Here is a 21,652-nt window from a genome sequence, read left to right as displayed (position 1 = left end):
AGCCCAGCGGGAGCAAGCTCCCTCGCCACAACAGCGGTCCCGCTTTGCGCGGATCAACCGATCTGCTCAGCCCACAAATCGTACTCATCGGCGTCGGTCACCTTGCACCAGACCTTGTCGCCTGGCTTGAGGTTGCTGCCGTTGTCGATGAAGACGTTGCCGTCGATTTCCGGCGCGTCGAAGAAGCAGCGGCCCACGGCGCCTTGCTCGTCCACTTCATCCACCAGCACTTCGATTTCACGGCCGATGCGCATTTGCAGGCGCGCCGAGCTGATGGCCTGCTGGTGCGCCATGAAACGCTCCCAACGGTCCTGCTTGACGTCGTCCGGCACCACGTCCAGGTCCAGGTCGTTGGCCGGTGCGCCTTCGACAGGGGAATACTGGAAGCAGCCGACGCGGTCGAGCTGGGCTTCGGTCAGCCAATCCAGCAGGTACTGGAAATCTTCTTCGGTTTCGCCGGGGAAGCCGACGATGAAGGTCGAGCGGATGATCAGGTCCGGGCAGATTTCGCGCCAGTTCTTGATGCGGGCCAAGGTCTTGTCTTCGAACGCCGGGCGCTTCATGGCCTTGAGGACTTTCGGGCTGGCGTGCTGGAACGGGATGTCCAGGTACGGCAGGATCTTGCCGGCCGCCATCAGCGGGATCAGCTCGTCGACATGGGGATACGGGTAGACGTAATGCAGGCGAACCCAGACGCCGAGGGTGCTGAGGGCTTCGCACAGCTCGGTCATGCGGGTTTTCACCGGCGCGCCGTTCCAGAAGCCGGTGCGGTATTTCACGTCGACGCCGTAGGCGCTGGTGTCTTGGGAGATCACCAGCAGCTCCTTGACGCCGGCCTTGACCAGGCGCTGGGCCTCGTCGAGGACATCGCCCACTGGACGGCTTACCAACTTGCCGCGCATCGACGGGATGATGCAGAAGCTGCAGCTGTGGTTGCAGCCTTCGGAAATCTTCAGGTAGGCGTAGTGGCGCGGGGTCAACTTGATGCCTTGTGGCGGCACCAGGTCGATCAGCGGGTTGTGATCCTGGCGCGGTGGCACCACCTCGTGCACGGCGTTGACCACCTGCTCGTACTGCTGCGGTCCGGTCACGGACAGCACGCTTGGGTGCACGTTGCGGATGTTGCCTTCTTCCACGCCCATGCAGCCGGTGACGATAACCTTGCCGTTTTCCTTGATGGCTTCGCCGATCACTTCCAGGGACTCGGCCTTGGCCGAATCGATGAAGCCGCAGGTGTTGACCACCACCACGTCGGCGTCCTGGTACGTGGACACGACGTCATAACCTTCCATGCGCAACTGGGTCAGGATGCGCTCGGAGTCGACCAGAGCTTTCGGGCAACCCAGGGATACGAAGCCAACCTTCGGATTGGCGGGCGCGGGAGTGGTGGACATGTCTAACCTCGGTGTAGGGGGATCGTCTCTTGTCGAGACAGGGCGCCTGGCGCGCCTCTGATCAAAAAGTGCGCAATTCTATCCAGGGTCGAGGCACTTGACCAGCTTTATACCGGGAAATACGACGAGTGCTGCGCTATGCTTCGCGCCTTTGCGCTCTGGCGATTGCTACAGTCAACAAAACGTCTGTAACAATACGTAAAACAGCGCACGCTGCCTCAACAAAGCATCGTGTTTCGTTCAAGAAGACAGGTCTGGGAATCGGGAGTGTTGGATGGCTCATGCAAGTAGTCAGGTGGCAGGTGCCGAGCATTCGGCAGCGAAGCCGCTGAGCATGCTGGTCGCGGCGGTCGGAGTGGTTTATGGCGACATCGGCACGAGCCCGTTGTACACCCTCAAGGAAGTGTTTTCCGGGGCCTATGGCGTACCTGTCAATCACGATGGGGTGCTGGGGATCCTGTCGCTGATTTTCTGGTCGCTGATCTGGGTCGTGTCGATCAAGTACATGATGTTCGTCCTTCGCGCCGACAACCAGGGCGAAGGCGGGATCATGGCGCTCACCGCCCTGGCGCGGCGAGCGGCGGCGGGAAGGGCGCGGCTGCGTACATTCCTGGTGATCTGCGGCTTGATCGGCGCGGCGCTGTTCTACGGTGACAGCATGATCACCCCGGCGATCTCGGTGCTTTCGGCGATTGAAGGCCTTGGCTTGGCATTCGAAGGCATCGACCACTGGGTGGTGCCCTTGTCGCTGGTGGTGCTGGTGGGGCTGTTCCTGATCCAGCGCCACGGCACTGCAAGGATCGGCATTCTGTTCGGCCCGATCATGGTGACTTGGTTCCTGGTACTTGGCGCCCTGGGTGTGTATGGCATCAGCCAACACCCGGAAGTGTTGCAGGCGGTGAACCCGGCCTGGGCCGTGCGCTTCTTTGTGGTCCATCCGGGCATGGGCGTGGCCATCCTCGGCGCGGTAGTGCTGGCGCTGACCGGCGCCGAAGCGCTGTACGCCGACATGGGCCACTTCGGTCGCAAACCGATTGCACGCGCCTGGTTCCTCCTGGTGTTGCCAGGCCTGATGCTCAACTATTTCGGTCAAGGGGCCTTGCTGCTCGGTGACCCGGAAGCGGCGCGCAACCCGTTTTATCTGCTGGCGCCGAGTTGGGCGTTGCTGCCGTTGGTCGGCTTGTCGACCCTGGCCACGGTCATCGCTTCGCAAGCGGTGATTTCCGGCGCGTTCTCCCTGACGCGCCAGGCGATTCAACTCGGTTACATCCCGCGCATGTACATCCAGCACACCTCTAGCGCCGAGCAGGGCCAGATCTACATCGGCGCGGTGAACTGGTCGCTGATGGTCGGCGTGGTGCTGCTGGTGCTGGGCTTCGAATCGTCCGGCGCGCTGGCTTCGGCCTACGGCGTGGCGGTGACCGGTACCATGTTGATGACCACGATCCTGGTGTCCGCGGTGATCCTGCTGTTGTGGAAATGGCCACCGCTGCTGGCAGTCCCGTTGTTGTTCGGTTTCCTGCTGGTTGACGGTCTGTACTTCGCCGCCAACGTGCCGAAGATCATTCAGGGCGGTGCGTTTCCGGTCATCGCCGGTATTGCCTTGTTCGTGCTGATGACCACCTGGAAGCGCGGCAAGCAACTGCTGGTGGATCGTCTGGACGAAGGGGCGTTGCCACTGCCGATCTTCATCAGCAGCATCCGCGTGCAACCCCCACACCGCGTACAAGGGACAGCCGTGTTCCTGACCGCGCGTTCAGATGCCGTGCCTCACGCCCTGCTGCACAATCTGTTGCACAACCAGGTGCTGCATGAGCAGGTGGTGCTGCTGACGGTGGTGTACGAGGACATTCCCCGGGTACCGCCGCAACGGCGCTTTGAGGTCGACGCCTACGGCGAAGGGTTTTTCCGGGTGATCCTGCACTTCGGTTTCACTGACGAGCCGGACGTGCCCGAGGCGCTCAAGCTCTGCCATCTGGATGATTTGGATTTCAGCCCGATGCGCACCACCTACTTCCTCAGCCGCGAAACCGTCATTGCCTCCAAGCTCGAAGGCATGGCTCGCTGGCGTGAGTCGTTGTTCGCCTTCATGTTGAAAAACGCCAACGGCAACCTGCGCTTCTTCAATCTACCGTTGAACCGGGTGATTGAATTGGGAACGCAGGTCGAGATGTAGCACCTGGAAACAACAAGCCCTCGTTGCCTTGCGGCGGCGAGGGCTTTTTTGTGGGGACGTCTTTTCAATACAGCTGTTCCAACTTGATTTATACACATTGTTGCTCAACACTTTACGCATCAAGGTATGTATAAAGATATGCAATATTCATGCGGCAGGAGGTAAGACATGGCAGCGTTACTCGAGCGGGCTGATCAAGCAGTATCCGTTACGGCAATGGTCAGGGGGTTCAGCGCGAAGCTCAAGGAAGTATCGAGCCGTGCAACCGAAAGGCTGGTCATTTTCAAGGACAATGAACCGGCAGCGGTGATTATCAACGTCGATGCCTATCAGGAATTGCTCGATGAGCTGGAAAACCTTCGCGTCGAAGCGACGGCTCGCGAGCGCCTGATCGGCTTCGACCAAGCCAAGGCTATCAGCCATGGGGATATACGGGCACGGTACGCCAAAAACGACTGAAGGAGCGGTGAATGGCTTGGGATGTTATTTACCATCCGGAGGTTCAAGACGATTTGGATCAGTTGGGTGCGGCGGCTGCAAACCGTATTCTCGATGTCATCGAAGCGCGGATTATGAATGGTGAACCGGACAAAACCGGCAAGCCGCTCAGAGCCAGCCTGGCGGGATGTCGAAGAATTCGAACAGGTGACACCCGTATCGTGTACAGGGTCGACGGGAAAGCGATTCAGGTGTTGATCGTGGCCGTTGGCGCTCGGCGGGATAAGGAAGTGTACGACGCGGCAGAACGTCGTCTTTAAAAAGCCCTCGTTGCCTTGCGGTAGCGGGGGCTTTTTTGTGGCATGCAAGATGACCAGTGAAGCTTTGTGGGAGCGAGCCTGCTCGCGATAGCGGTCTGCCTGAGTGGGTGATGCTGGATGTACCGCCGCTATCGCGAGCAGGCTCGCTCCCACAAGGGGCTCTATGTGCAGTTGAGCTGGCACAAAAAAGCCCCGGCAACCGTAAGGCTGCCGGGGCTTTTGTCTGGCTTGTATCCGCTTACTGTTCGGCTGTCTTGTTCTGGCGCTTGTTGATCTCATCGATCAAGCGCTTGGCCAGGGCCGGGTAGTTTTCGTCGAAGTGGTGGCCGCCAGGCAGCTTGATGGCTTCCCCTACGGCGGTCTTGTCGGTGCAGCCACTTTCATCGGCTTCTTCAGCGCCGTAGATGCACACCACCTTGTCGGCTGGCAGCTTGGCCATTTCCGGGCCGGTGGCGGCTTCAGTGCCGGCGTTGCCGAGCCAGCCTTCGACTTCGATCTCGAAACTGCCGGTGCGGGCGAAGGCGAGCAGGATGATCGCGTCGACCCGCTGTTGTTCGGTGGCCGGCAGGCGGTTGTAGATCGCCGGCAACACGTCGGCGCCGAAGGAGTAGCCGGTCAGGATGAAGCGCTTGGTGCCCCAGATCTGCCGGTAGTGCTGCATCAGCTCGGTCAGGTCCGCCGCGCTCTGCTCGGGGCTCTTGTGCTGCCAGTAGTAGCGCAGGGTGTCGATGCCGACCACCGGATAGCCGATCTTGGCCATTTCATCGGCTACATCGCGGTCCAGGTCCCGCCAGCCGCCGTCGCCGGAGAGGAACAGGGTCACGGTATCCCGCGCCTGGCTGGCAGGCACTTCCACCACGGGAATGCTCAGGCCGCCCTTGGCCTTGTCGGTGCCCACCAGGATTTTGCGCAGTTCGTTGTTCAGCACTTGCGGCAAGTTGATGTCGTAATCGCTGATGCTGGTTTCGGCATTTTGCTGATCCCTTACGAAACCGGCGCTGGTGTCGTCAGGGTTATCGTTCCAGGCCACCAGCCAATGGCCATGGGCTGCGCTTTTAGGCAACAGGTGGGTGCAGCCGGGTTTTTCCAGCGCAAGGTCCACCGACACGGCCTTGGCCTTGTCGTCCTTCTGCTCGGCCAGCCACCGCCAGGCCAGCACGGCGCCAGGGCCGATGCCGCTGACCAGCGTGGCCGGGCCCTGGAGCTCTCTCAGGCCGGCTTGCAAGGCGCGACCCTGCAATATGCAGTCCTTGGGCAGGGTCACTTGGACGATCTGCGCCGAGCCGCTGCGGCTGAGGGTCGTTAATTGGGTGTCGCTGAGCTTCTGGTCTTCATTGACTGCCACCAGCACCCGGGCAAGCGCCTTGGCGCCGGGGGTGACCCGGGTCAGTGCTGCGCCATCGGCGGGCGCCAGCTGTTCCAGGGTGGGTTGTGGGGCCGGGCGGTTCCAGTACCAGTAACCGCCACCGAGAATCACCGCCAGCACCAGCAGGGCGGCCACTACGTATCGCCAGGAGCGTTGCATCATCAGCGTTTCACCAGTCCAGTCAGGCCGCCCGCAATCAGGGCGGCAGTATCGGCCAGCGCTACCAGCGGATCGAGTCCGGCGGGCACGGCCATGTAACGAGGTTCCCAGTCAGGCTGGAATTTGTCTTTGAAGCGGCGCAGCCCCTGGAAGTTATAGAGCTGCTCGCCTCGGCGGAACACCATCGAGCCCAGGCGCTGAGTCAAGGGTGCGCCGCGCCGCGGTTGCAAGCCCGACAGCGGGACCATGCCGAGGCTGAAGCGGGCGTAGTCATGGTTTTTATAATGCTGGATGAGGCCGACCATCATGAATTCCATGGTCAGTTTCGGCGCCTCGGGGTGGGCGCGCATCAGGTCGAGGCTGGCCAGTTCGTGGCTGTGGGTTTCCAGCAGGTTGGCGAACGCCACCGGCCGGCCCTCGAAACGAATCACCGCGATGCGGAAATGCTTTAGATAGTCGTCGCTGAATCGACCCAGGGAGAAACCTTTTTCCCGGACATTCTTGCCGGTCAGCCAGGCATCGGAAATGACCTTGAGTTCGTCCATCGGCGCCTGGCCCGGTTCGTGGATCTCCAGCGACAAGCCATCACGGGTGCCGCGGTTCCAGGTGTAGCGCAAGTCCTTCATCTCTTTGCCCTTGGCTTCGAGATCGAAACGCTTGAGGTCGACCCGTGCTTCCTCGCCCAGCTTGATGGCCGTCAGGCCGATGTCCATGTAGTACGGCAGGTTTTCGGCGCGCACCTGATAGAACACGGGACGCGCATGGTGGATGTCACACAGGTCGCGGAACTGCCAGATCATTTCGGCCCGTTGCTGGGTCGGACCGATCGGGTCATACAGCGCCACCAGGCTGCGCCCACGGCGGGCATACATCAGGAACGCCTCGTCGTTGGGGTGGAACAGCAGCGCCTTGTCACCGGTCAGGGCCAGGCCGCCGTCGGGTTGTGACGATGCCATGAGGATCGTTTTGGCCCGTTCCAGTTCTCCTGCCGTCGGCAAATGGATCACCGGCCGTGCCGTGCGCAGCAGCCAGGTCAGGGACACCACCACCAACAGCACGGCGGCACCCAGCAGGGAGCGCAGGCCGCGAGGGGCGTCGGCATCGAGGGTGAACTGCCACCACAGTTGATGGCTGTAGGGCACGTCCTGGTAGGCAAACAGCAGCAGCCAGATCGAGGCGCCGAGCACGCAGAGGCTGGCGATCAGGAACAGCGGGGAGAAGGGCAATTCGGTCAGGCGGCTTGGACGATAAAAGGAGCGCCGGAATACAGCCAGCAACGCCGCCGTCAGCGTCAGCAGCGTGGCTTCTTCCCAGTCGAAACCCTTGAGCAGCGAGAGCAGGGCGCCCACCAGCAGCAAAACCGTGGTCAGCATCCAGGCGGCCGACAGGCGACGGCGCAGGCCTTGGGCGAGCAGCAGGCACAACACGCCCACCAGGCTGGCACCGAAATGCGAAGCGTCCACCAGCCGATGGGGAATCAGGAAACCGATGTGCTCCAGGCGGGTGTCGATTTCCGGTGTCACGCCGGAAAACAGCAGCACCACACCGGAGAGAAACACCAGCACCGCTAGGATCGGCGCGGCAAGCCCCGAGGCTGCCCGCAGGGTCTGACGCGTCTGGAACAGCCGTTGCGCCTCATTGATCAGCAGCAACACGCAGGCCACCAGCATTGGCAGCAGCACGTAGATCAAGCGGTACAGCAACAGCGCCGCGGCTAAGGGGGCGGCGCCGAGTTTGTCGGCAAACGCGGCCAGCAGAATCGCCTCGAATACCCCGACTCCGCCCGGCACATGGCTGAGCACCCCGGCGGCCAACGCCAGCAGGTACACCAGCAGGAAGGCGCCGAACGGCGGTGCCTCGGGCAGCAATAGATACAACACAGTGGCGGCTGCGGCCACATCCAGCGCGGTAATCACCAGTTGCAGGAAGGTCAGGCGACGGCCCGGCAGGCGCAGCGTGCGACGCCCGGCCTTTACCAGAAGGCTGTCCCGATGGGGCTGCTCCGGCAGGCGCCGGCGGTAAATGCCGATGGCCAAGGCGCTGGTGAGCAGCAGCACGGCCACGGAAATCACCCCAAGCAAAGCGGCAGGTAAATGCAGCGCTGCAGACGCGGCGGGCAGGTTGCTGAGTGTTGCCAGGGCTGCCAACGGCGGCAACGCACAGCCCAAGGACAGGCTGGCGAAGAGCGTCATGTGGGCGACATCCGATGCCCCGAGGCCATGGCGCGCATATAGGCGGTAGCGAACCGAGCCGCCCGACAGCAGCGACAGGCCGATGGCATTGCCAATGGCGAATGCGGTGAACCCACCGAGGATCATGGTTTGCGGTGGCAGCGTCACACCGGCATAGCGGCTGGCGGACCATTCGTAGCCCAGGAGAAGGATGAAGCCGACGACCGTGGCGGCGATCGCGCCGAGCAGGGCAGGCCGGGGCACTTCCAGAATGGAGTCGTGCAGGGCGTATAGATCAAGCTCGCTCAGCAAGTGGCGGCAGGCAATCAATGCAATCGCAAATAGCAGCAGCGTGACGGCGAGGCCGATGGGCTGGCGGTACTGACTGATCCGATCCAGCCAGCGCAGTCGCTCGGCCTTGATCGGTTGTGTCGCAGTAACGGAGTCTTGCGGGTCAGACGAGTGGGCGCGCATCAATCACCTCTTGAGCTATGCGCGACAGGATGGGGGTATCCAGCCAAGTTACCAATCCCCGCAGTAAAAAATAATTACAAAATATTTGTAATGAAGCCTTTTTCATCAGGCACAAAAAAGGCCACTCTTTCGAGTAGCCTTTTTTGATGTTTGGTTGCGGGAGCCGGATTTGAACCGACGACCTTCGGGTTATGAGCCCGACGAGCTACCAGACTGCTCCATCCCGCGTCTGTGTGGCGGCATTCTACAGGCGAATGCCCGAGTGTCAACCGTTAAAAGGTGAAGGGGGCAAATAAACCACCGATCCGTCCCTTGCCTGGCTAAATGCTCGGAATCTAAAGAAAATTGTCCTACAACCTGCGGCGCGTAGGGTGTCGCAGGCGGCGTCTCTCTGATCGTATGGTCAAAAAACGAACAGGCACAAAAAAGGCCACTCTTTCGAGTAGCCTTTTTTGATGTTTGGTTGCGGGAGCCGGATTTGAACCGACGACCTTCGGGTTATGAGCCCGACGAGCTACCAGACTGCTCCATCCCGCGTCTGTGTGGCGGCATTCTACAGAGGATCGAGCAGCTGTCAAGCTTGGTGTTCTAAAAAACTGTTCCGCTTCAAGCGCTTAGCCTAGGGAAAAGGCATTGTGACAGCCCTGTGACGTAGGCCTGGCAAGGGCTGGCGCTCTATTGAGCGGTTCGTCGCGATTGAAGAAGTAAATTTGTGTAGGCGTTTTCGGGCGTCAACGAAGGATCTTTCAAACTACTGGTGCTATATACAGGTGCCGGTGCGATACTGATGGCCCGATTCGTCGCACACCCTGTTCCGCTATGACGCAACGTAAAATCATCCATGTCGACTGTGACTGTTTTTATGCCGCTATCGAGATGCGCGATGACCCGCAGCTGGCCGGCAAGCCCTTGGCTGTGGGTGGCTCGGCGGATCGGCGGGGTGTGATTGCAACCTGTAACTACGAAGCGCGGGCCTACGGGGTGCGCTCGGCCATGTCTTCCGGCCACGCCTTGAAGCTCTGCCCAGACCTCACCATCGTCAAGCCACGGATGGAGGCCTATCGGGAAGCGTCGAAGGAAATTCATACGATTTTCAGCGATTACACTGACCTGATCGAGCCGCTGTCCCTGGATGAGGCCTATCTGGACGTCTCGGCCAGCGCCCATTTCGGCGGCAGCGCCACCCGTATCGCCCAGGACATTCGCCGGCGCGTATCCAATCAGTTGCACATCACCGTGTCCGCCGGCGTCGCACCAAACAAGTTCCTGGCCAAGATCGCCAGTGACTGGAAAAAGCCCAACGGCTTGTTTGTCATCACCCCGGACCAGGTCGAGGACTTTGTCTCGGCCCTGCCGGTCAGCAAGCTCCACGGTGTTGGCAAGGTCACTGCCGATAAGCTGAACCGGCTCGGCATCGCCGATTGCTCGCAGTTGCGTCAATGGGACAAGCTGGCGCTGGTGCGCGAATTCGGCAGTTTCGGTGAGCGGCTCTGGAGCCTGGCTCGTGGGATCGACGAGCGTCTGGTGCACAACGACAGTCGGCGGCAGTCCATCAGCGTGGAGAATACCTACGATGTCGACTTGCCCGACTTGGCGAGCTGCCTCGACAAACTGCCAGAACTGATGGAAACCCTCCGAGGGCGCATGGCGCGGATCGACAGCAGTTATCGACCGGGCAAGCCGTTCGTCAAAGTGAAGTTCCACGACTTCACCCAGACCACGCTGGAGCAGGCCGGGGCAGGGCGGGACTTGGGCAGCTACCAGTTGTTGTTGACCCAGGCGTTCAACCGGGGCGGCAAGCCTGTGCGGTTATTAGGGATCGGGGTACGGCTGGAGGATTTGCGCGGTGGGTTTGAGCAGTTGGAGTTGTTTGAACGGTGAGGGCGTCGGTTGGCGGAATGCCTTGCCTTGCTCTTGTGGCTAGGGAGTCTTGTGGGAGCAAAGCTTGCTCGCGATGGCATCCTTGAGACCGCCATCGCGGGCAAGCCTTGCTCCCACAGGTCTTGCCCTCACGCAATCCCCTTGCCGCAGGGGCTCAGTGAGCGCCCGGATCCGCCACCAGTCGCCCGCCATCCTTGGTCAGTGCCTTGATGAACTCGGTCTGCAACTCCGGATCGTTGCGGGTCAGTTCGATCAGGCTCTGCTCCAGTTCGCTGGCCTCTTCTTCAAGTCCCAGCTCCGACAGGCGCTTGACCCGATGAACCCACTGGCTCACTTCGTCGTCTTCCAGGTCGTCGTAGATCAGCGCGTGGGCTTCCACCAGCTTGCTGCGCAAGGTGCTGCTGATGCTCAGGGATGAGTCGGTGTGCACCTCGTCCTGGGCATCGGTCACGCTGATCTGCAATTTGCCGAACTGGCTCAGGTCCTGTTCGGCGAACGGGCTTTCCAGCAGGTTCAAGCGCAGCACGCCGTTACGGTCGGTGCTCAGTTCGAAGGTCTGCCGGGCGGCCTTGATCTCCACAGGACGTTCGCTCCAGGGCAGGCTCGAGTGTTCCGTACGCTTGTCGCGCTGGACTTCGTCGATGCCCGCCAGGTTCTGCTGGGCGCGGCCATGGGAAGGGGCGTTCATGAACGGGTTGAGCCCGGCGAAACCGTAGCTGATCCAGTCACGGGTCGCCGTGTCCGGCAGGTTGCCGAGGGCGAACACATTGACCACGTTCGCACCGACACCGGCCACGACGGCCACCGCGCCCAGTGGGATTTCGTAGATTTCCCGCCAGGGTTGGTACGGCGTGTAGCGATCATAATGGCGGGTGACCTCGAACTCAGTGACTTCGAAGGTCTTCTGCTCATTGATGCGCACCCGACGCTGCGGCAGATCGAGCACCTTGGGTTCGCCCACGTCGATCTGCAGGCTGTGGTCGAGCAATTTGCGCTCGACCCGCTCTTCGTGTTCGCTGCGTTGTGACATTTGGTTGGCACAGCCGCTGACCAGCAGGGCGCCGCACAGGGCGGCGCCACCGAGGCCTAAGGTGTTTCGCTTGAACATGACGTCTCTATCTGGTGTCAGCGGCGGATACGGGCCTGGAGGAACGACAACACGTCGGCGACCGGCAGCGCTTGCGGCTCGGCCTCGGTGCGGCTCTTGTATTCCAGGTTGCCTTCGGCCAGGCCACGGTCACTGACGACGATCCGATGGGGGATGCCGATCAGTTCCATGTCCGCGAACTTGATGCCGGGGCTGGTTTTCTTGTCGCGGTCGTCCAGCAGCACTTCGAAGCCAGCTGCCGTCAATTCGGCGTAGAGCTTGTCGGTGGCTTCACGCACCAGGTCGGTTTCATAGCGCAGTGGCACCAGGGCCACCTGGAACGGCGCCAACGTGTCGCTCCAGATGATGCCTTTCTCGTCGTTGTTCTGCTCGATGGCGGCGGCCACCACGCGGGAAACGCCGATGCCGTAGCAACCCATTTGCAGGGTGACCGGCTTGCCGTTCTCGCCCAGCACTTCGCATTTCATCGCCTTGCTGTACTTGTCGCCCAGCTGGAAGATGTGCCCGACTTCGATGCCGCGCTTGATTTCCAGGGTGCCCTTGCCGTCCGGGCTTGGATCGCCGGCCACGACGTTGCGCAGGTCCGCCACGGTTGGAACCGGCAGGTCGCGTTCCCAGTTCACGCCGAAGTAGTGCTTATCATCAATGTTCGCGCCGATGGCGAAGTCGCTCATCAACTCCACGGAACGGTCGATGATGATCGGCAGTGGAAGGTTCAGCGGGCCGAGGGAGCCTGCACCGGCGCCGATGGCATCGCGCAGGTCGGCGTCGGTGGCCATGACCAGTGGGCTGGCAACGCCTGGCTGGTTGGCGGCCTTGATTTCATTCAGCTCATGGTCGCCACGGACGATCAGGGCAATCAATTTGCCGGCTTCTTCCGCCCGTACGATCAGCGTCTTGATGGTGCGCTCGATCGGCAGGTTGTAGCCTTCCACCAACTGGGCGATGGTCTTGGCGTTCGGCGTGTCCACCAGGCGCAACGCTTCAGTCGGCGCAGCGCGGGAGGTTTCCCGTGGCACGGCTTCGGCTTTCTCGATGTTGGCGGCGTAGTCGGAGCCGTTGCTGAAGACGATGTCGTCTTCGCCGGACTCGGCCAGCACGTGGAACTCGTGGGAGCCGGCGCCGCCGATGGAACCGTTGTCGGCCTCCACCGGGCGGAATTTCAGGCCCAGGCGGGTGAAGATGTTGCAGTACGCCTGGTGCATGCGGTCATAGGTGACCTGCAGCGAGGCCAGGTCGGCGTGGAAGGAGTAGGAATCCTTCATGATGAATTCGCGACCGCGCATCAGGCCGAAGCGCGGACGGATCTCGTCACGGAATTTGGTCTGGATCTGATACAGGTTGATCGGCAGCTGCTTGTAGCTGCTCAACTCGTTGCGCATCAGGTCGGTGATCACTTCTTCGTGGGTCGGGCCTGCACAGAAGTCGCGACCGTGACGGTCTTTGATGCGCAGCAGCTCAGGGCCGTATTCTTCCCAGCGTCCTGACTCCTGCCACAGCTCGGCCGGCTGGGTGCTCGGCATCAACACTTCCAGGGAGCCGGCGGCGTCCATCTCTTCGCGAACGATGGCTTCCACCTTGCGCATGACCCGCAGGCCCATCGGCAGCCAGGTGTACAGGCCCGAGGCGAGTTTGCGGATCATGCCGGCACGCAGCATCAATTGATGGCTGATCACGACGGCATCGGAAGGCGTTTCTTTTTGTGTGGCGAGCAAAAATTGACTGGTGCGCATGGTTGGCCGTTGTCGGTTGCTGATGACGAGAAGTGACGGAGCATTGTACGGGCGAGATGCCCTGGCGTACAGGCGCGTGGCCGGTCGGCAGGTGCGGACACCGGTTTTCCCGGTGTTTTCTGAAGTTTCCTACGACTCTTCCGCGGGGCGGGTGGGCGCCGGTTCCTTGGCGGGTGCCGAGTCCTGGCGACGGTTCTCCTGGAACCAGTGCAAGGCGATCAGCAACAGGGTCGGCACGCCCAGCAGGGCGGTGATGAGGAAGAAATTGTGGTAGCCGAACTTCTCCACCATCACCCCTGAATAGCCACCGATCAAACGCGGCAGCAACAGCATGATCGAGCTGAGCAAGGCGTATTGGGTGGCGGAGAACTTCAGGTTGGTCAGGCTCGACAGGTAGGCGACGAACGCCGAAGTGGCCAGGCCGGAGCTGAAGTTGTCCAGGGAAATGGTGACAATCAACATCTGCAGGTTGGCGCCCATGTCGGTGAGCATCAGGAAGAGGATGTTGGTGGCGGCCGAGGCGACACCGCCGATGAACAGGATGGGCAGGATGCCGAAACGCACGATCAACAGGCCGCCCATGCCGGCGCCGACGAGGGTCATGATCAGTCCGAAAATCTTGCTGACGCTGGCGATCTGGTCCTTGGTGAACCCCTGGTCGATGTAGAACACGTTGGCCATGACCCCCATGACCGTGTCGGACATCCGGTAGGTGGCGATCAGTCCGAGCAGCAGCAGGGCCTGCCAGCGATAACGCAGGATGAAGTCGTTGATCGGCGTCAGTACCGGCGCCAGTCCGCGCCGGCCCATGGCCGACAGGCACAGGGCGGTCAGGATGGTATAGAGGATGGCGCGCAGGAATGCGCGGTCTTCGAGCAGCAGGTCGAGCAGGCTGACGCCCTCGAACAGCACGCTGGCGAAGTCGGTGTTGAAAAGCTGGGTGAATAGCGCTGGGACGGAAACCAGCAGCACGATCAGCACGAATACCGACGCCAACTGATGGACAAACGTGTAGCGCCCGGCCTGCAACTGGGTGCGCAGCGGTACCGGTGGCTCGCGCATGAACAGGGACGTTAGCAGCGCCGGCACCATCAACACGCCGAACAACAGGTAAGTACCGGCCCAGGCCGAGTGTTTGTAGCTGAAACCGGTGGAGCCAAAGCCTTCGGCGAAGAACAGGGCGCCGGCGGTGGCCAGCAGCGCGGCGATGCGGTAGCCGGACATGTAGCTGGCGGCGAGGGCGGCCTGGCGGGTGTCGTCGGCGATCTCCAGGCGGTAGGCGTCGACAGCGATGTCCTGCGTCGCGGAGGCGAAGGCTACGATCACGGCGATGGCGATCAACCAGGACAAGTGTTTTTGTGGGTCGCAGAAACCCATGCCGATCAGGCCGAGGATCACCAAAGCCTGGGAGAGCACCAGCCATGAACGACGGCGCCCCAGTTTGCCGAGCAGCGGCAGGCGCCATTGGTCGAGCAGTGGCGACCAGACCCATTTAAAGGCATACGCCAGGCCGATCAGGCTCGCGTAGCCAATGGTTTCGCGGGCCACGCCGGCTTCGCGCAACCAGACGGAAAGCGTGGAAAACACCAGCATGTATGGCAAGCCGGCGGCGAAGCCAAGCAGCAACAGCACGAGCGTCGAGGGACTGGCATAGGCGGCGAGGGCGGCGCGCCAGGTTTTACGGGGCATGGGCTGGAGTCTGCCTCAAAAATTGCGAAAACAAAGCGCGCACTCTAACCGCTGTGCTCTACCGGGCGCCAGCCATGGCGCTGAATATCAACACGATTGTTCAGGATACTGATTCCTTCCATGCGCAGGCGTGCGCGCTGTTCATCCCCCGAGGCGCTGCCCGCCGGCAGGCTGATCCGACCACCGGCCGCCAATACCCGATGCCAAGGCAGCGTGGTGTCGTTCGGCAATTGGCTGAGGGTTCTTCCCACCCAGCGCGCCGCGCGGCCCAGGCCGGCCATCTCGGCAAGTTGGCCATAGGTGACGACCTTGCCCGTCGGCACTTGCGCCAGGGTCAGGTAAAGAGTGGTGCGGCGTATTTGGGCGGCGTTCTCGGAGTCCGCGGGGGCGTCAGTCACGTAGGGGTTCCTGGTTGGGATGTCCGTCCGTAGATTAATTCCTACAGGGCTGGTTGAGAAATGAACTCATCGGTCCTACACGGGTCAGTCCTTGCTGAGGTGTCATCCTGGGGGATAATGCCGCCTTTTCATCGCAAACTTGAGCCCTTTATCGCTTATGTTGTCTAGAACCCTGCTATGCCTGGCTGTTACCAGCGCCTCCATGCCCCTGCTTGCCGACACTGTCTGGCTGAAGAATGGGGACAAACTCAGTGGCAAGATTACCGTTTTCGATGGCGGCAAGTTGCTGATCCAGACCGATTATGCCGGCGCGATTCCCATTGACTGGAAACAGGTCAAGACCCTGGAGAGTGATCAGCAACTCCTGGTCAAGCAGGATGCCTACACCGGCGAGAAAGCCAAGGCGCTGCAAGCGGCCGAGGATGGCAAGGTCACCCTGGCCAACGGTGATGGGCCCAAAACCGTCGAGCTGGCCAGTATCCAGCAGATCCTCAAGCCCAAGCCGGTGGTCGAGGACCTGGTGTGGAAAGGCAATGTCGATGCCGCGCTGGATTACCAGCGTGCGGAAGCCGATACCGATGATTACGACATCGATTTCAAGACTTCGGCACGCCACGGCAGATGGCGGCACACTGCTGAAGGCGAATACAACCGTGAATTCCAGGATGACGTCGTGTCCGCCGATAACTGGCGCCTGGAGTATTCCCTCGATCGGTTCATTACCGACAAATGGTTCTGGCAAGGTCGCTTGAATTACAAACGCGACAAAGTCGAAGACCTGGCTCGCCAGCGCGTAGTGGGTACCGGTCCGGGCTACCAGTTCTGGGATGACGAACTGGGGGCGTTCTCCCTGGGTTCGCTGCTCAACCGCACCGATTACGAGTACCGTGACGGCGGCAAGGACAACTTCTATTCCGTGGCGATGAAGTGGGATTACAACCGCTACCTGATCGGCAAGCGCGTCGAGTTCTTCACCAACGGCGAAGTGGGCAAGCCGCTGTCCGGCGTGGCGGAGTACGCCTATGACGCCGAGATGGGGCTGCGCTACAAGGTCACCGACTGGGCATCGCTCAATCTCAAGGCCGAGAAGGATGTCATCGAGGGCACCGAGGACAGCGACCTGAGCAAGACGCGCTACACGGCGGGGTTTGGCGTGACCTGGTAACCCCAGGCTAGCCAACAAATCAATGTGGGAGCGGGCCTGCTCGCGAAAGCGGTGTGTCAGTCAACGAAAATGTTGCTGGTCCATCGCTTTCGCGAGCAAGCCCGCTCCCACAGTTTTTTTGCGCCGGTAAAAACTGACAGGCACAAAAAAGCCCCGCTTTTGAGGGCGGGGCCTTTTACTAAAGCAAGGACAAGTTAGATAACTTGAACTTCTTCAGCTTGCATGCCTTTCTGACCGCGGGTAGCGATGAAAGAAACCTGTTGGCCTTCTTTCAGGCTTTTGAAGCCGTCGGATTGGATAGCTTTGAAGTGAACGAACAGGTCGTCACCGGATTGTGGGGTGATGAAGCCGAAGCCTTTTTCATCGTTGAACCACTTAACGGTACCGGTTTGGCGATTAGACATGGTGTAACTCCTTGAACAAAGATAACTGCGACTCAGGAAGAACCCTGGCCGAGACTGAGTGCAAAGAGCAGGAAAAATTCTTGTAGATGGTTGGATCGAAATTCAACATATCGTGTAGAGATTCTCAGTGACACAAGCAACACAGTGGCGCCACCTTAACCCTTTTTCCAGAATGTGCCAATGGTCTTTGCGAAGGTTTCTCTTATTTGGTGACTGACGGCGCCGGCGATGGCCGGCAGGACCCGGAAATCAAGGTGGATCGGCGAGATTTGCGTGACGCGCTTTGAACCCTGCCCCGCGCCCCGGTAAGATGCCGGACGTATTTTTTCCACCTCGCTATTTCAGGAAACCGCCATGAGCATCAAATCGGACAAGTGGATTCGCCGCATGGCGCAAGAGCACGGCATGATCGAGCCCTTCGTCGAGCGCCAGATGCGTGGCGAAGGCGCCGACCGGCTGATCTCCTTCGGCGTCTCCAGCTACGGCTACGACGTGCGCTGCGCCGACGAATTCAAGGTGTTCACCAACATCAACTCGGCCACGGTCGACCCGAAGAACTTCGACGAGAAGAGCTTCGTCGACGTCAAGAGCGACGTGTGCATCATCCCGCCGAACTCCTTCGCCCTGGCCCGCACCGTCGAGTACTTCCGCATTCCGCGCAATGTGCTGACCATTTGCCTGGGCAAGAGCACCTACGCCCGTTGCGGCATCATCGTCAACGTCACGCCGCTGGAACCCGAGTGGGAAGGCCACGTGACCCTGGAGTTCTCCAACACCACGACCCTGCCGGCAAAAATCTACGCCAACGAAGGCGTGGCGCAGATGCTGTTCCTTGAATCCGACGAAGAATGCGAAGTGTCCTACAAGGACCGTGGCGGCAAGTACCAAGGCCAGCGCGGCGTGACGCTGCCGCGTACCTGAATCTGACGAGCTGTTGGAATTCCTGAGCGGGCAGACACTCTATTGCGTGTACTGCCCGTTTTTGTGCGTCAGCGCAGCGGGCCCCCGCTCAGGAGTTGCTCTATGAAGATCGATCCGCGAATCAGTGCCGAACTGGCAAGGCTTGAGCCCAATCAGATCGGCGTCATGGCCTGGTCATTGCTGGCCCATCCTGCCGAAGCGGCGGGCGGCATCCCCGGCCAGCCCGATCCCGATACGCCTAACGAACAGCCTACCGAACCTGGCGAACCCACCCTGCCGGACGAGCCGCCTCCTGCGCCGGTGGCATGAAATCAGCTGCAAGTTACAAGCTGCAAGCTGCAAGTTGGCACACGTAGCTTGGCTTGAAGCTTGAAGCTTGAAGCTTTCAGCTCACAGGCCATATTTCGTTATCGCCAATGACAAAAATCCTGCAATCGCTGTCTTGCTCGACGCGATAACCGCCCGTGAACGCGCCAAACGCCGGTAATAGGCTGATCTCGCTGCCCAGTCGAAAACAGGCCAGGCGCAGCCGCTGTCGGCCCTTGCCGCTCAGGTGGTAGACCGGATGCACGTGACCGGCCAGCACATGGCGGCTGGAGTGCGGGGTGGGCTCGTGCTGCACAGCGAACGGGCCCAGCAGCAACGGCTCCGGCACGACGCGAATATTCAGCTCCGGCGGTGGGTCGCCGGCGCGCTTGTCATGGTTGCCGCGGATCAGCGTCATGGCCAGGTGCGAATTTCGCGCACGCCAATCGGAAAGGGCCTTCAGGGTGCCGGGCGCGTGAGAACCCGGGCCGTGGAGAAAATCCCCGAGAAAAATCAGCTGTCGACACGCCAGGCTGGCCAGTAACCCATCCAGCACCGCGATGTTGCTGGCGGTGGTGCCGTGGGGCACCGGTTGCCCAAGGCTGCGATAGGCGGCGGCCTTGCCAAAATGAACATCGGCCACCATCAACGTTTCCTGGGCGGGCCAGTACAGGGCTTTTTCCGGGAGCAGCCAGAGTTCTTCGCCGGCGAGGTTAACGGGATAAGGCGCTGGCATCAGGCGTCACCGCGATTGGCAGTCTTTTCCAACTCGTTGACCATCCGCCGGATGCGGTCGGCGAGTTTTTCCGAGCTCATGCTTTCCCGGAAACGTTCCACCAGCAGCGGGAAGCCGAGCGGGGTGGGGCGCCTGATCATGTGCAGGTCCAGCTTCAAGGCATTGAGGCGTTGCAAGGTCTGCTCCAATCGATTGATATCCAATTCCTCACGCAAGACTTCCTCCCCGGCCTGGGCCAGCAAGAGATTGTCGGCGTCGTATTGCTTGAATACCTGGAAGAACAAGCCACTGGAGGCCTGCACTTGCCGGGTGCTTTTCGGCGCACCGGGGTAGCCGGCGAAGACCAGCCCGGCGATCCGGGCGATTTCGCGAAAGCGCCTGAGGGCCAATTCCCCGGCGTTCAAGCTGGCGAGCACGTCGGTCAACAGGTGATCGACGCTCAGCAGGCCCGGGGTCAGGTAATGCGACCAATCCACTGCCGTGGCGCTGAGCAGTTCCAGGCCATAGTCGTTGACCGCAATGGAAAACGTCACCGGCTGTTGCCGACTGACGCGCCAGGCCAGCAGGCTGGCCAGGCCCAGATGAACCTGGCGCCCGGCGAACGGGTAGAGGAACAGGTGCCAGCCTTCCCGGGACTTGAGGGCTTCGGCCAGCAGGGTGTGTTGCGTGGGCAAACCGGACCAGCGTTGCTGGGTCGTCAGCAAGGGTTGCACAGCTCGCATCTCCGGCCCCTCGAAGCGGCCGCCGGCGGCTTCGCTCAAACGGGCCACGACGGCGGCCGCCAGTTCGCTGGAGAGCGGCATGCGTCCGCCGTTCCAGCGGGGTACGGCGGCCTTTTTGGCTTGGCTGCGCCGCACGTAGGCGGTCATGTCTTCGACCCGGACCAACTCCAGCAGCCGCCCGGCGAACAGGAAACCATCACCGGGACGCAGGCGAGCGATGAAGCCTTCCTCGACACTGCCCAGGGTCTTGCCGCCGCCGCCCTTGCTCCAGAACTTCAATTGCAGGCTGGCATCGCTGACGATGGTGCCGATGCTCATGCGGTGACGCCGGGCCAGGCGCGCGTCGGGGACTCGCCAGATCCCGTGTTCGTCCGGCTCGACCCGTTGGTAATCGGGGTAGGCGGTCAAGGACAAACCGCCGTGGCGTACAAAGGCCAGGGCCCAGGCCCATTCGGCCGGATTGAGGTCGCGGTAGGCCCAGGCCCCCCGCACCTCCGTGAATAATTCGTCGGGAACGAAGCCGCCGCCCAGGGCCATGCTCACCAAGTGCTGCACTAGGACATCCAGCGGCTTATGGGGTGATAGGCGAGGCTCGATGCGCCGTTGGGCCACGGCGTCCTGGGCGGCGGCGGCCTCGATCAATTCCAGGCTGTGGGTCGGCACCAGCGTCACCCGTGAGGTCCGCCCTGGTGCGTGGCCGGAGCGCCCGGCCCGCTGCATCAGCCGCGCCACACCCTTGGCCGAGCCGATCTGCAGCACCCGTTCCACCGGCAGGAAATCCACCCCCAGGTCCAGGCTCGACGTGCAGACCACCGCTTTGAGCTGGCCGTCCTTCAACGCACGCTCCACCCAATCCCGGGTGTCGCGGGACAGCGAGCTATGGTGCAGGGCGATCAGCCCGGCCCAGTCGGGCCTTGCTTCAAGGATGGCCTGATACCAGATTTCCGATTGCGCCCGGGTATTGGTGAAGACCAGGCAACTGCGACTGGCGTCGATTTCGGCGACGACCTTGGGCAGCATTTTCAGGCCGATGTGCCCAGCCCACGGGAAACGTTCGAGGGCCGGAGGTAGCAGCGTGTCGACCTGCAGCGCCTTGCCGTTGGCGCCCTGCACGCTGATGCCGTTGCCTTGCGGGATCAACACCTGTTCGGCGTGGGCCTGGTTGCCGAGGGTTGCGGACACGCCCCAGACGATAAGTTCGGGGTGCCAGTGCCGCAAGCGTGCCAGGGCCAGCTGCAACTGCACGCCCCGTTTGTTGCCGAGCAATTCATGCCATTCATCCACCACCACCATGCGCAAGGTCGAAACGGCGGCGTGCGCGTCGGCTCGAGCAAGCATCAGCGTCAGGCTTTCGGGTGTGGTGATCAGCGCGGTGGGCAAGCGTCGGCCCTGGCGGGCGCGTTCGCTGGGGCTGGTGTCGCCGGTGCGCAGGCCGACACTCCACGGCAGTTGCAGGTCGGCCAGGGGCGCTTCGAGGGCTTTGCCGGTGTCGGCCGCCAATGCGCGCATCGGCGTAATCCACAGGACCGTCAGCGGTTCGGCCGGCGGCTTGCGTTTGCGCGGTTTGTCCGGCGGCGGTGCCGGGCGGGCGAAACGGTTGAGGGCGGCAAACCACACGGCGTAGGTCTTGCCGGCGCCGGTACTGGCATGCAATAGCCCGGAGTCTCCGCGCTTGACCGCGGCCCAGACCTGCTTCTGAAAGGCGAACGGCTTCCAGCCCCGGGCATCGAACCACTGTTTTGCGAAATTGCTGGATGTCGCCATGCCTGCCGCGTGCGCCCTGGAAGTCCTTCTTCAGTGACCACGGCGGGGGATGAAAGGTTTTATGCAGGACATTGTGGCGAGCGCGCTTCTGTGGCGAGGGAGCTTGCTCCCGCTGGAGGCGCAGCCTCCCTCCTGCAGTACGTCTTCCAGATGCAGGGGGCCGCTTCGCAGCCCAGCGGGAGCAAGCTCCTATCAAACAGAACGCAAGCACTTGATTTTCTAAAACAAATTCCAGGTCAAGGCTGCACGATAGCGAATAGGTTCAATTTCCACGGAAAATGTGGTTGCCCAGAATCTATGGCCAACTATCAGACCGCCTTCGCGAGC

Annotated in this window: 17 protein-coding genes and 2 tRNA genes; 7 read left to right on the top strand and 12 right to left on the bottom strand. The window is 61.4% G+C overall.

The window, feature by feature from the left end; all coding sequences use genetic code 11:
• Positions 1–53 precede the first annotated feature (53 nt).
• Complete coding sequence (rimO, locus tag J3361_RS16105; protein ID WP_207965416.1) at positions 54–1,394, bottom strand: 30S ribosomal protein S12 methylthiotransferase RimO; 1,341 nt, start codon at positions 1,392–1,394, stop codon at positions 54–56.
• 274 nt (positions 1,395–1,668) lie between these two features.
• On the opposite strand from rimO, the gene J3361_RS16100 reads away from it, so the two are divergent.
• The 3 genes from J3361_RS16100 to J3361_RS16090 all read left to right on the top strand — a co-directional run bounded on the left by J3361_RS16100 (position 1,669) and on the right by J3361_RS16090 (position 4,328).
• Entirely contained in the window at positions 1,669–3,570 is a 1,902-nt protein-coding gene (locus J3361_RS16100; protein ID WP_207965415.1) for a potassium transporter Kup, read from the top strand.
• Positions 3,571–3,738: 168 nt separating this feature from the next.
• Positions 3,739–4,029 (top strand): type II toxin-antitoxin system Phd/YefM family antitoxin, encoded by a 291-nt coding sequence (locus tag J3361_RS16095; RefSeq protein ID WP_207965414.1) that lies wholly within the window; start codon positions 3,739–3,741, stop codon positions 4,027–4,029.
• A gap of 11 nt (positions 4,030–4,040) precedes the next feature.
• Positions 4,041–4,328, top strand: a complete 288-nt coding sequence (locus J3361_RS16090; RefSeq protein ID WP_207965413.1) for a type II toxin-antitoxin system RelE/ParE family toxin — start codon at positions 4,041–4,043, stop codon at positions 4,326–4,328.
• Positions 4,329–4,566: 238 nt separating this feature from the next.
• Here J3361_RS16090 and J3361_RS16085 read toward each other — a convergent pair whose 3' ends face one another.
• From J3361_RS16085 to J3361_RS16070, 4 genes are all read right to left on the bottom strand, one after another.
• On the bottom strand, positions 4,567–5,856 hold the full coding sequence (locus J3361_RS16085; RefSeq protein ID WP_207965412.1) for a virulence factor family protein: 1,290 nt from the start codon (positions 5,854–5,856) through the stop codon (positions 4,567–4,569).
• Positions 5,856–8,498 (bottom strand): bifunctional lysylphosphatidylglycerol flippase/synthetase MprF, encoded by a 2,643-nt coding sequence (mprF, locus tag J3361_RS16080; RefSeq protein ID WP_207965411.1) that lies wholly within the window; start codon positions 8,496–8,498, stop codon positions 5,856–5,858. Before mprF ends, J3361_RS16085 begins: the two co-directional genes overlap by 1 nt.
• A gap of 151 nt (positions 8,499–8,649) precedes the next feature.
• Positions 8,650–8,726: transfer RNA gene (locus J3361_RS16075), tRNA-Met, on the bottom strand.
• Between the two features lie 232 nt (positions 8,727–8,958).
• Positions 8,959–9,035 (bottom strand) — tRNA-Met (locus J3361_RS16070).
• Positions 9,036–9,317: 282 nt separating this feature from the next.
• On the opposite strand from J3361_RS16070, the gene dinB reads away from it, so the two are divergent.
• Positions 9,318–10,379 (top strand): DNA polymerase IV, encoded by a 1,062-nt coding sequence (dinB, locus tag J3361_RS16065; protein ID WP_207965410.1) that lies wholly within the window; start codon positions 9,318–9,320, stop codon positions 10,377–10,379.
• A 154-nt stretch (positions 10,380–10,533) separates the two neighbouring features.
• On the opposite strand, the gene J3361_RS16060 is transcribed toward dinB, so the two are convergent.
• The 4 genes from J3361_RS16060 to J3361_RS16045 form a co-directional block, all read right to left on the bottom strand.
• Positions 10,534–11,487: a hypothetical protein gene (locus J3361_RS16060; protein ID WP_207965409.1), complete on the bottom strand. Its 954-nt coding sequence runs from the start codon at positions 11,485–11,487 to the stop codon at positions 10,534–10,536.
• Positions 11,488–11,504: 17 nt separating this feature from the next.
• Positions 11,505–13,220 carry a proline--tRNA ligase gene (locus tag J3361_RS16055; RefSeq protein WP_207965408.1) on the bottom strand — a complete coding sequence of 572 codons (1,716 nt, stop codon included), beginning with the start codon at positions 13,218–13,220 and terminating at the stop codon, positions 11,505–11,507.
• Positions 13,221–13,349: 129 nt separating this feature from the next.
• Positions 13,350–14,909, bottom strand: coding sequence for an AmpG family muropeptide MFS transporter (locus J3361_RS16050; protein ID WP_207965407.1), 1,560 nt, complete (start codon positions 14,907–14,909; stop codon positions 13,350–13,352).
• Positions 14,910–14,953: 44 nt separating this feature from the next.
• Positions 14,954–15,307 carry an MGMT family protein gene (locus J3361_RS16045; protein WP_207965406.1) on the bottom strand — a complete coding sequence of 118 codons (354 nt, stop codon included), beginning with the start codon at positions 15,305–15,307 and terminating at the stop codon, positions 14,954–14,956.
• Positions 15,308–15,464: 157 nt separating this feature from the next.
• Here J3361_RS16045 and J3361_RS16040 point away from each other — a divergent pair, with 157 nt between their 5' ends.
• Positions 15,465–16,472 (top strand): DUF481 domain-containing protein, encoded by a 1,008-nt coding sequence (locus tag J3361_RS16040; RefSeq protein WP_207965405.1) that lies wholly within the window; start codon positions 15,465–15,467, stop codon positions 16,470–16,472.
• A gap of 194 nt (positions 16,473–16,666) precedes the next feature.
• Here the strand turns inward: J3361_RS16040 and J3361_RS16035 are convergent, their stop codons facing one another.
• Positions 16,667–16,876, bottom strand: a complete 210-nt coding sequence (locus tag J3361_RS16035; RefSeq protein ID WP_002554837.1) for a cold-shock protein — start codon at positions 16,874–16,876, stop codon at positions 16,667–16,669.
• 354 nt (positions 16,877–17,230) lie between these two features.
• Between J3361_RS16035 and dcd the strand changes: the two genes are divergently transcribed.
• Both dcd and J3361_RS16025 read left to right on the top strand, forming a co-directional pair.
• The gene (gene dcd, locus J3361_RS16030; RefSeq protein WP_003184751.1) at positions 17,231–17,797 is read left to right on the top strand and encodes a dCTP deaminase; all 567 of its coding nucleotides are present in this window, start codon (positions 17,231–17,233) and stop codon (positions 17,795–17,797) included.
• 102 nt (positions 17,798–17,899) lie between these two features.
• The gene (locus J3361_RS16025; protein WP_041022879.1) at positions 17,900–18,106 is read left to right on the top strand and encodes a hypothetical protein; all 207 of its coding nucleotides are present in this window, start codon (positions 17,900–17,902) and stop codon (positions 18,104–18,106) included.
• Between the two features lie 76 nt (positions 18,107–18,182).
• Here J3361_RS16025 and pdeM read toward each other — a convergent pair whose 3' ends face one another.
• Both pdeM and J3361_RS16015 read right to left on the bottom strand, forming a co-directional pair.
• Positions 18,183–18,839 carry a ligase-associated DNA damage response endonuclease PdeM gene (gene pdeM, locus J3361_RS16020; protein WP_207965404.1) on the bottom strand — a complete coding sequence of 219 codons (657 nt, stop codon included), beginning with the start codon at positions 18,837–18,839 and terminating at the stop codon, positions 18,183–18,185.
• Positions 18,839–21,325, bottom strand: a complete 2,487-nt coding sequence (locus J3361_RS16015) for a ligase-associated DNA damage response DEXH box helicase (protein WP_207965403.1) — start codon at positions 21,323–21,325, stop codon at positions 18,839–18,841. The genes pdeM and J3361_RS16015 overlap by 1 nt, the downstream gene beginning before the upstream one ends.
• Positions 21,326–21,652: the final 327 nt, after the last annotated feature.

This window comes from Pseudomonas sp. OA65 (assembly GCF_017498305.1).
Taxonomy (GTDB): Bacteria; Pseudomonadota; Gammaproteobacteria; order Pseudomonadales; family Pseudomonadaceae; genus Aquipseudomonas; species Aquipseudomonas zanjanensis.
Note: the sequence above shows the minus strand (reverse complement) of the source record. Positions and strands in the feature narration are given on the sequence as shown.

Coding starts and splice junctions, on each gene's coding strand:
- J3361_RS16015 (WP_207965403.1), bottom strand. CDS start 21,325: ATGGCGACATCCAGCAATTTCGCAAAACAGTGGTTCGATGCCCGGGGC.
- J3361_RS16060 (WP_207965409.1), bottom strand. CDS start 11,487: ATGTTCAAGCGAAACACCTTAGGCCTCGGTGGCGCCGCCCTGTGCGGC.
- J3361_RS16100 (WP_207965415.1), top strand. CDS start 1,669: ATGGCTCATGCAAGTAGTCAGGTGGCAGGTGCCGAGCATTCGGCAGCG.
- rimO (WP_207965416.1), bottom strand. CDS start 1,394: ATGTCCACCACTCCCGCGCCCGCCAATCCGAAGGTTGGCTTCGTATCC.
- dcd (WP_003184751.1), top strand. CDS start 17,231: ATGAGCATCAAATCGGACAAGTGGATTCGCCGCATGGCGCAAGAGCAC.
- J3361_RS16050 (WP_207965407.1), bottom strand. CDS start 14,909: ATGCCCCGTAAAACCTGGCGCGCCGCCCTCGCCGCCTATGCCAGTCCC.
- J3361_RS16025 (WP_041022879.1), top strand. CDS start 17,900: ATGAAGATCGATCCGCGAATCAGTGCCGAACTGGCAAGGCTTGAGCCC.
- J3361_RS16035 (WP_002554837.1), bottom strand. CDS start 16,876: ATGTCTAATCGCCAAACCGGTACCGTTAAGTGGTTCAACGATGAAAAA.
- J3361_RS16040 (WP_207965405.1), top strand. CDS start 15,465: ATGTTGTCTAGAACCCTGCTATGCCTGGCTGTTACCAGCGCCTCCATG.
- J3361_RS16055 (WP_207965408.1), bottom strand. CDS start 13,220: ATGCGCACCAGTCAATTTTTGCTCGCCACACAAAAAGAAACGCCTTCC.
- J3361_RS16095 (WP_207965414.1), top strand. CDS start 3,739: ATGGCAGCGTTACTCGAGCGGGCTGATCAAGCAGTATCCGTTACGGCA.
- J3361_RS16090 (WP_207965413.1), top strand. CDS start 4,041: ATGGCTTGGGATGTTATTTACCATCCGGAGGTTCAAGACGATTTGGAT.
- J3361_RS16085 (WP_207965412.1), bottom strand. CDS start 5,856: ATGATGCAACGCTCCTGGCGATACGTAGTGGCCGCCCTGCTGGTGCTG.
- mprF (WP_207965411.1), bottom strand. CDS start 8,498: ATGCGCGCCCACTCGTCTGACCCGCAAGACTCCGTTACTGCGACACAA.
- pdeM (WP_207965404.1), bottom strand. CDS start 18,839: ATGCCAGCGCCTTATCCCGTTAACCTCGCCGGCGAAGAACTCTGGCTG.
- dinB (WP_207965410.1), top strand. CDS start 9,318: ATGACGCAACGTAAAATCATCCATGTCGACTGTGACTGTTTTTATGCC.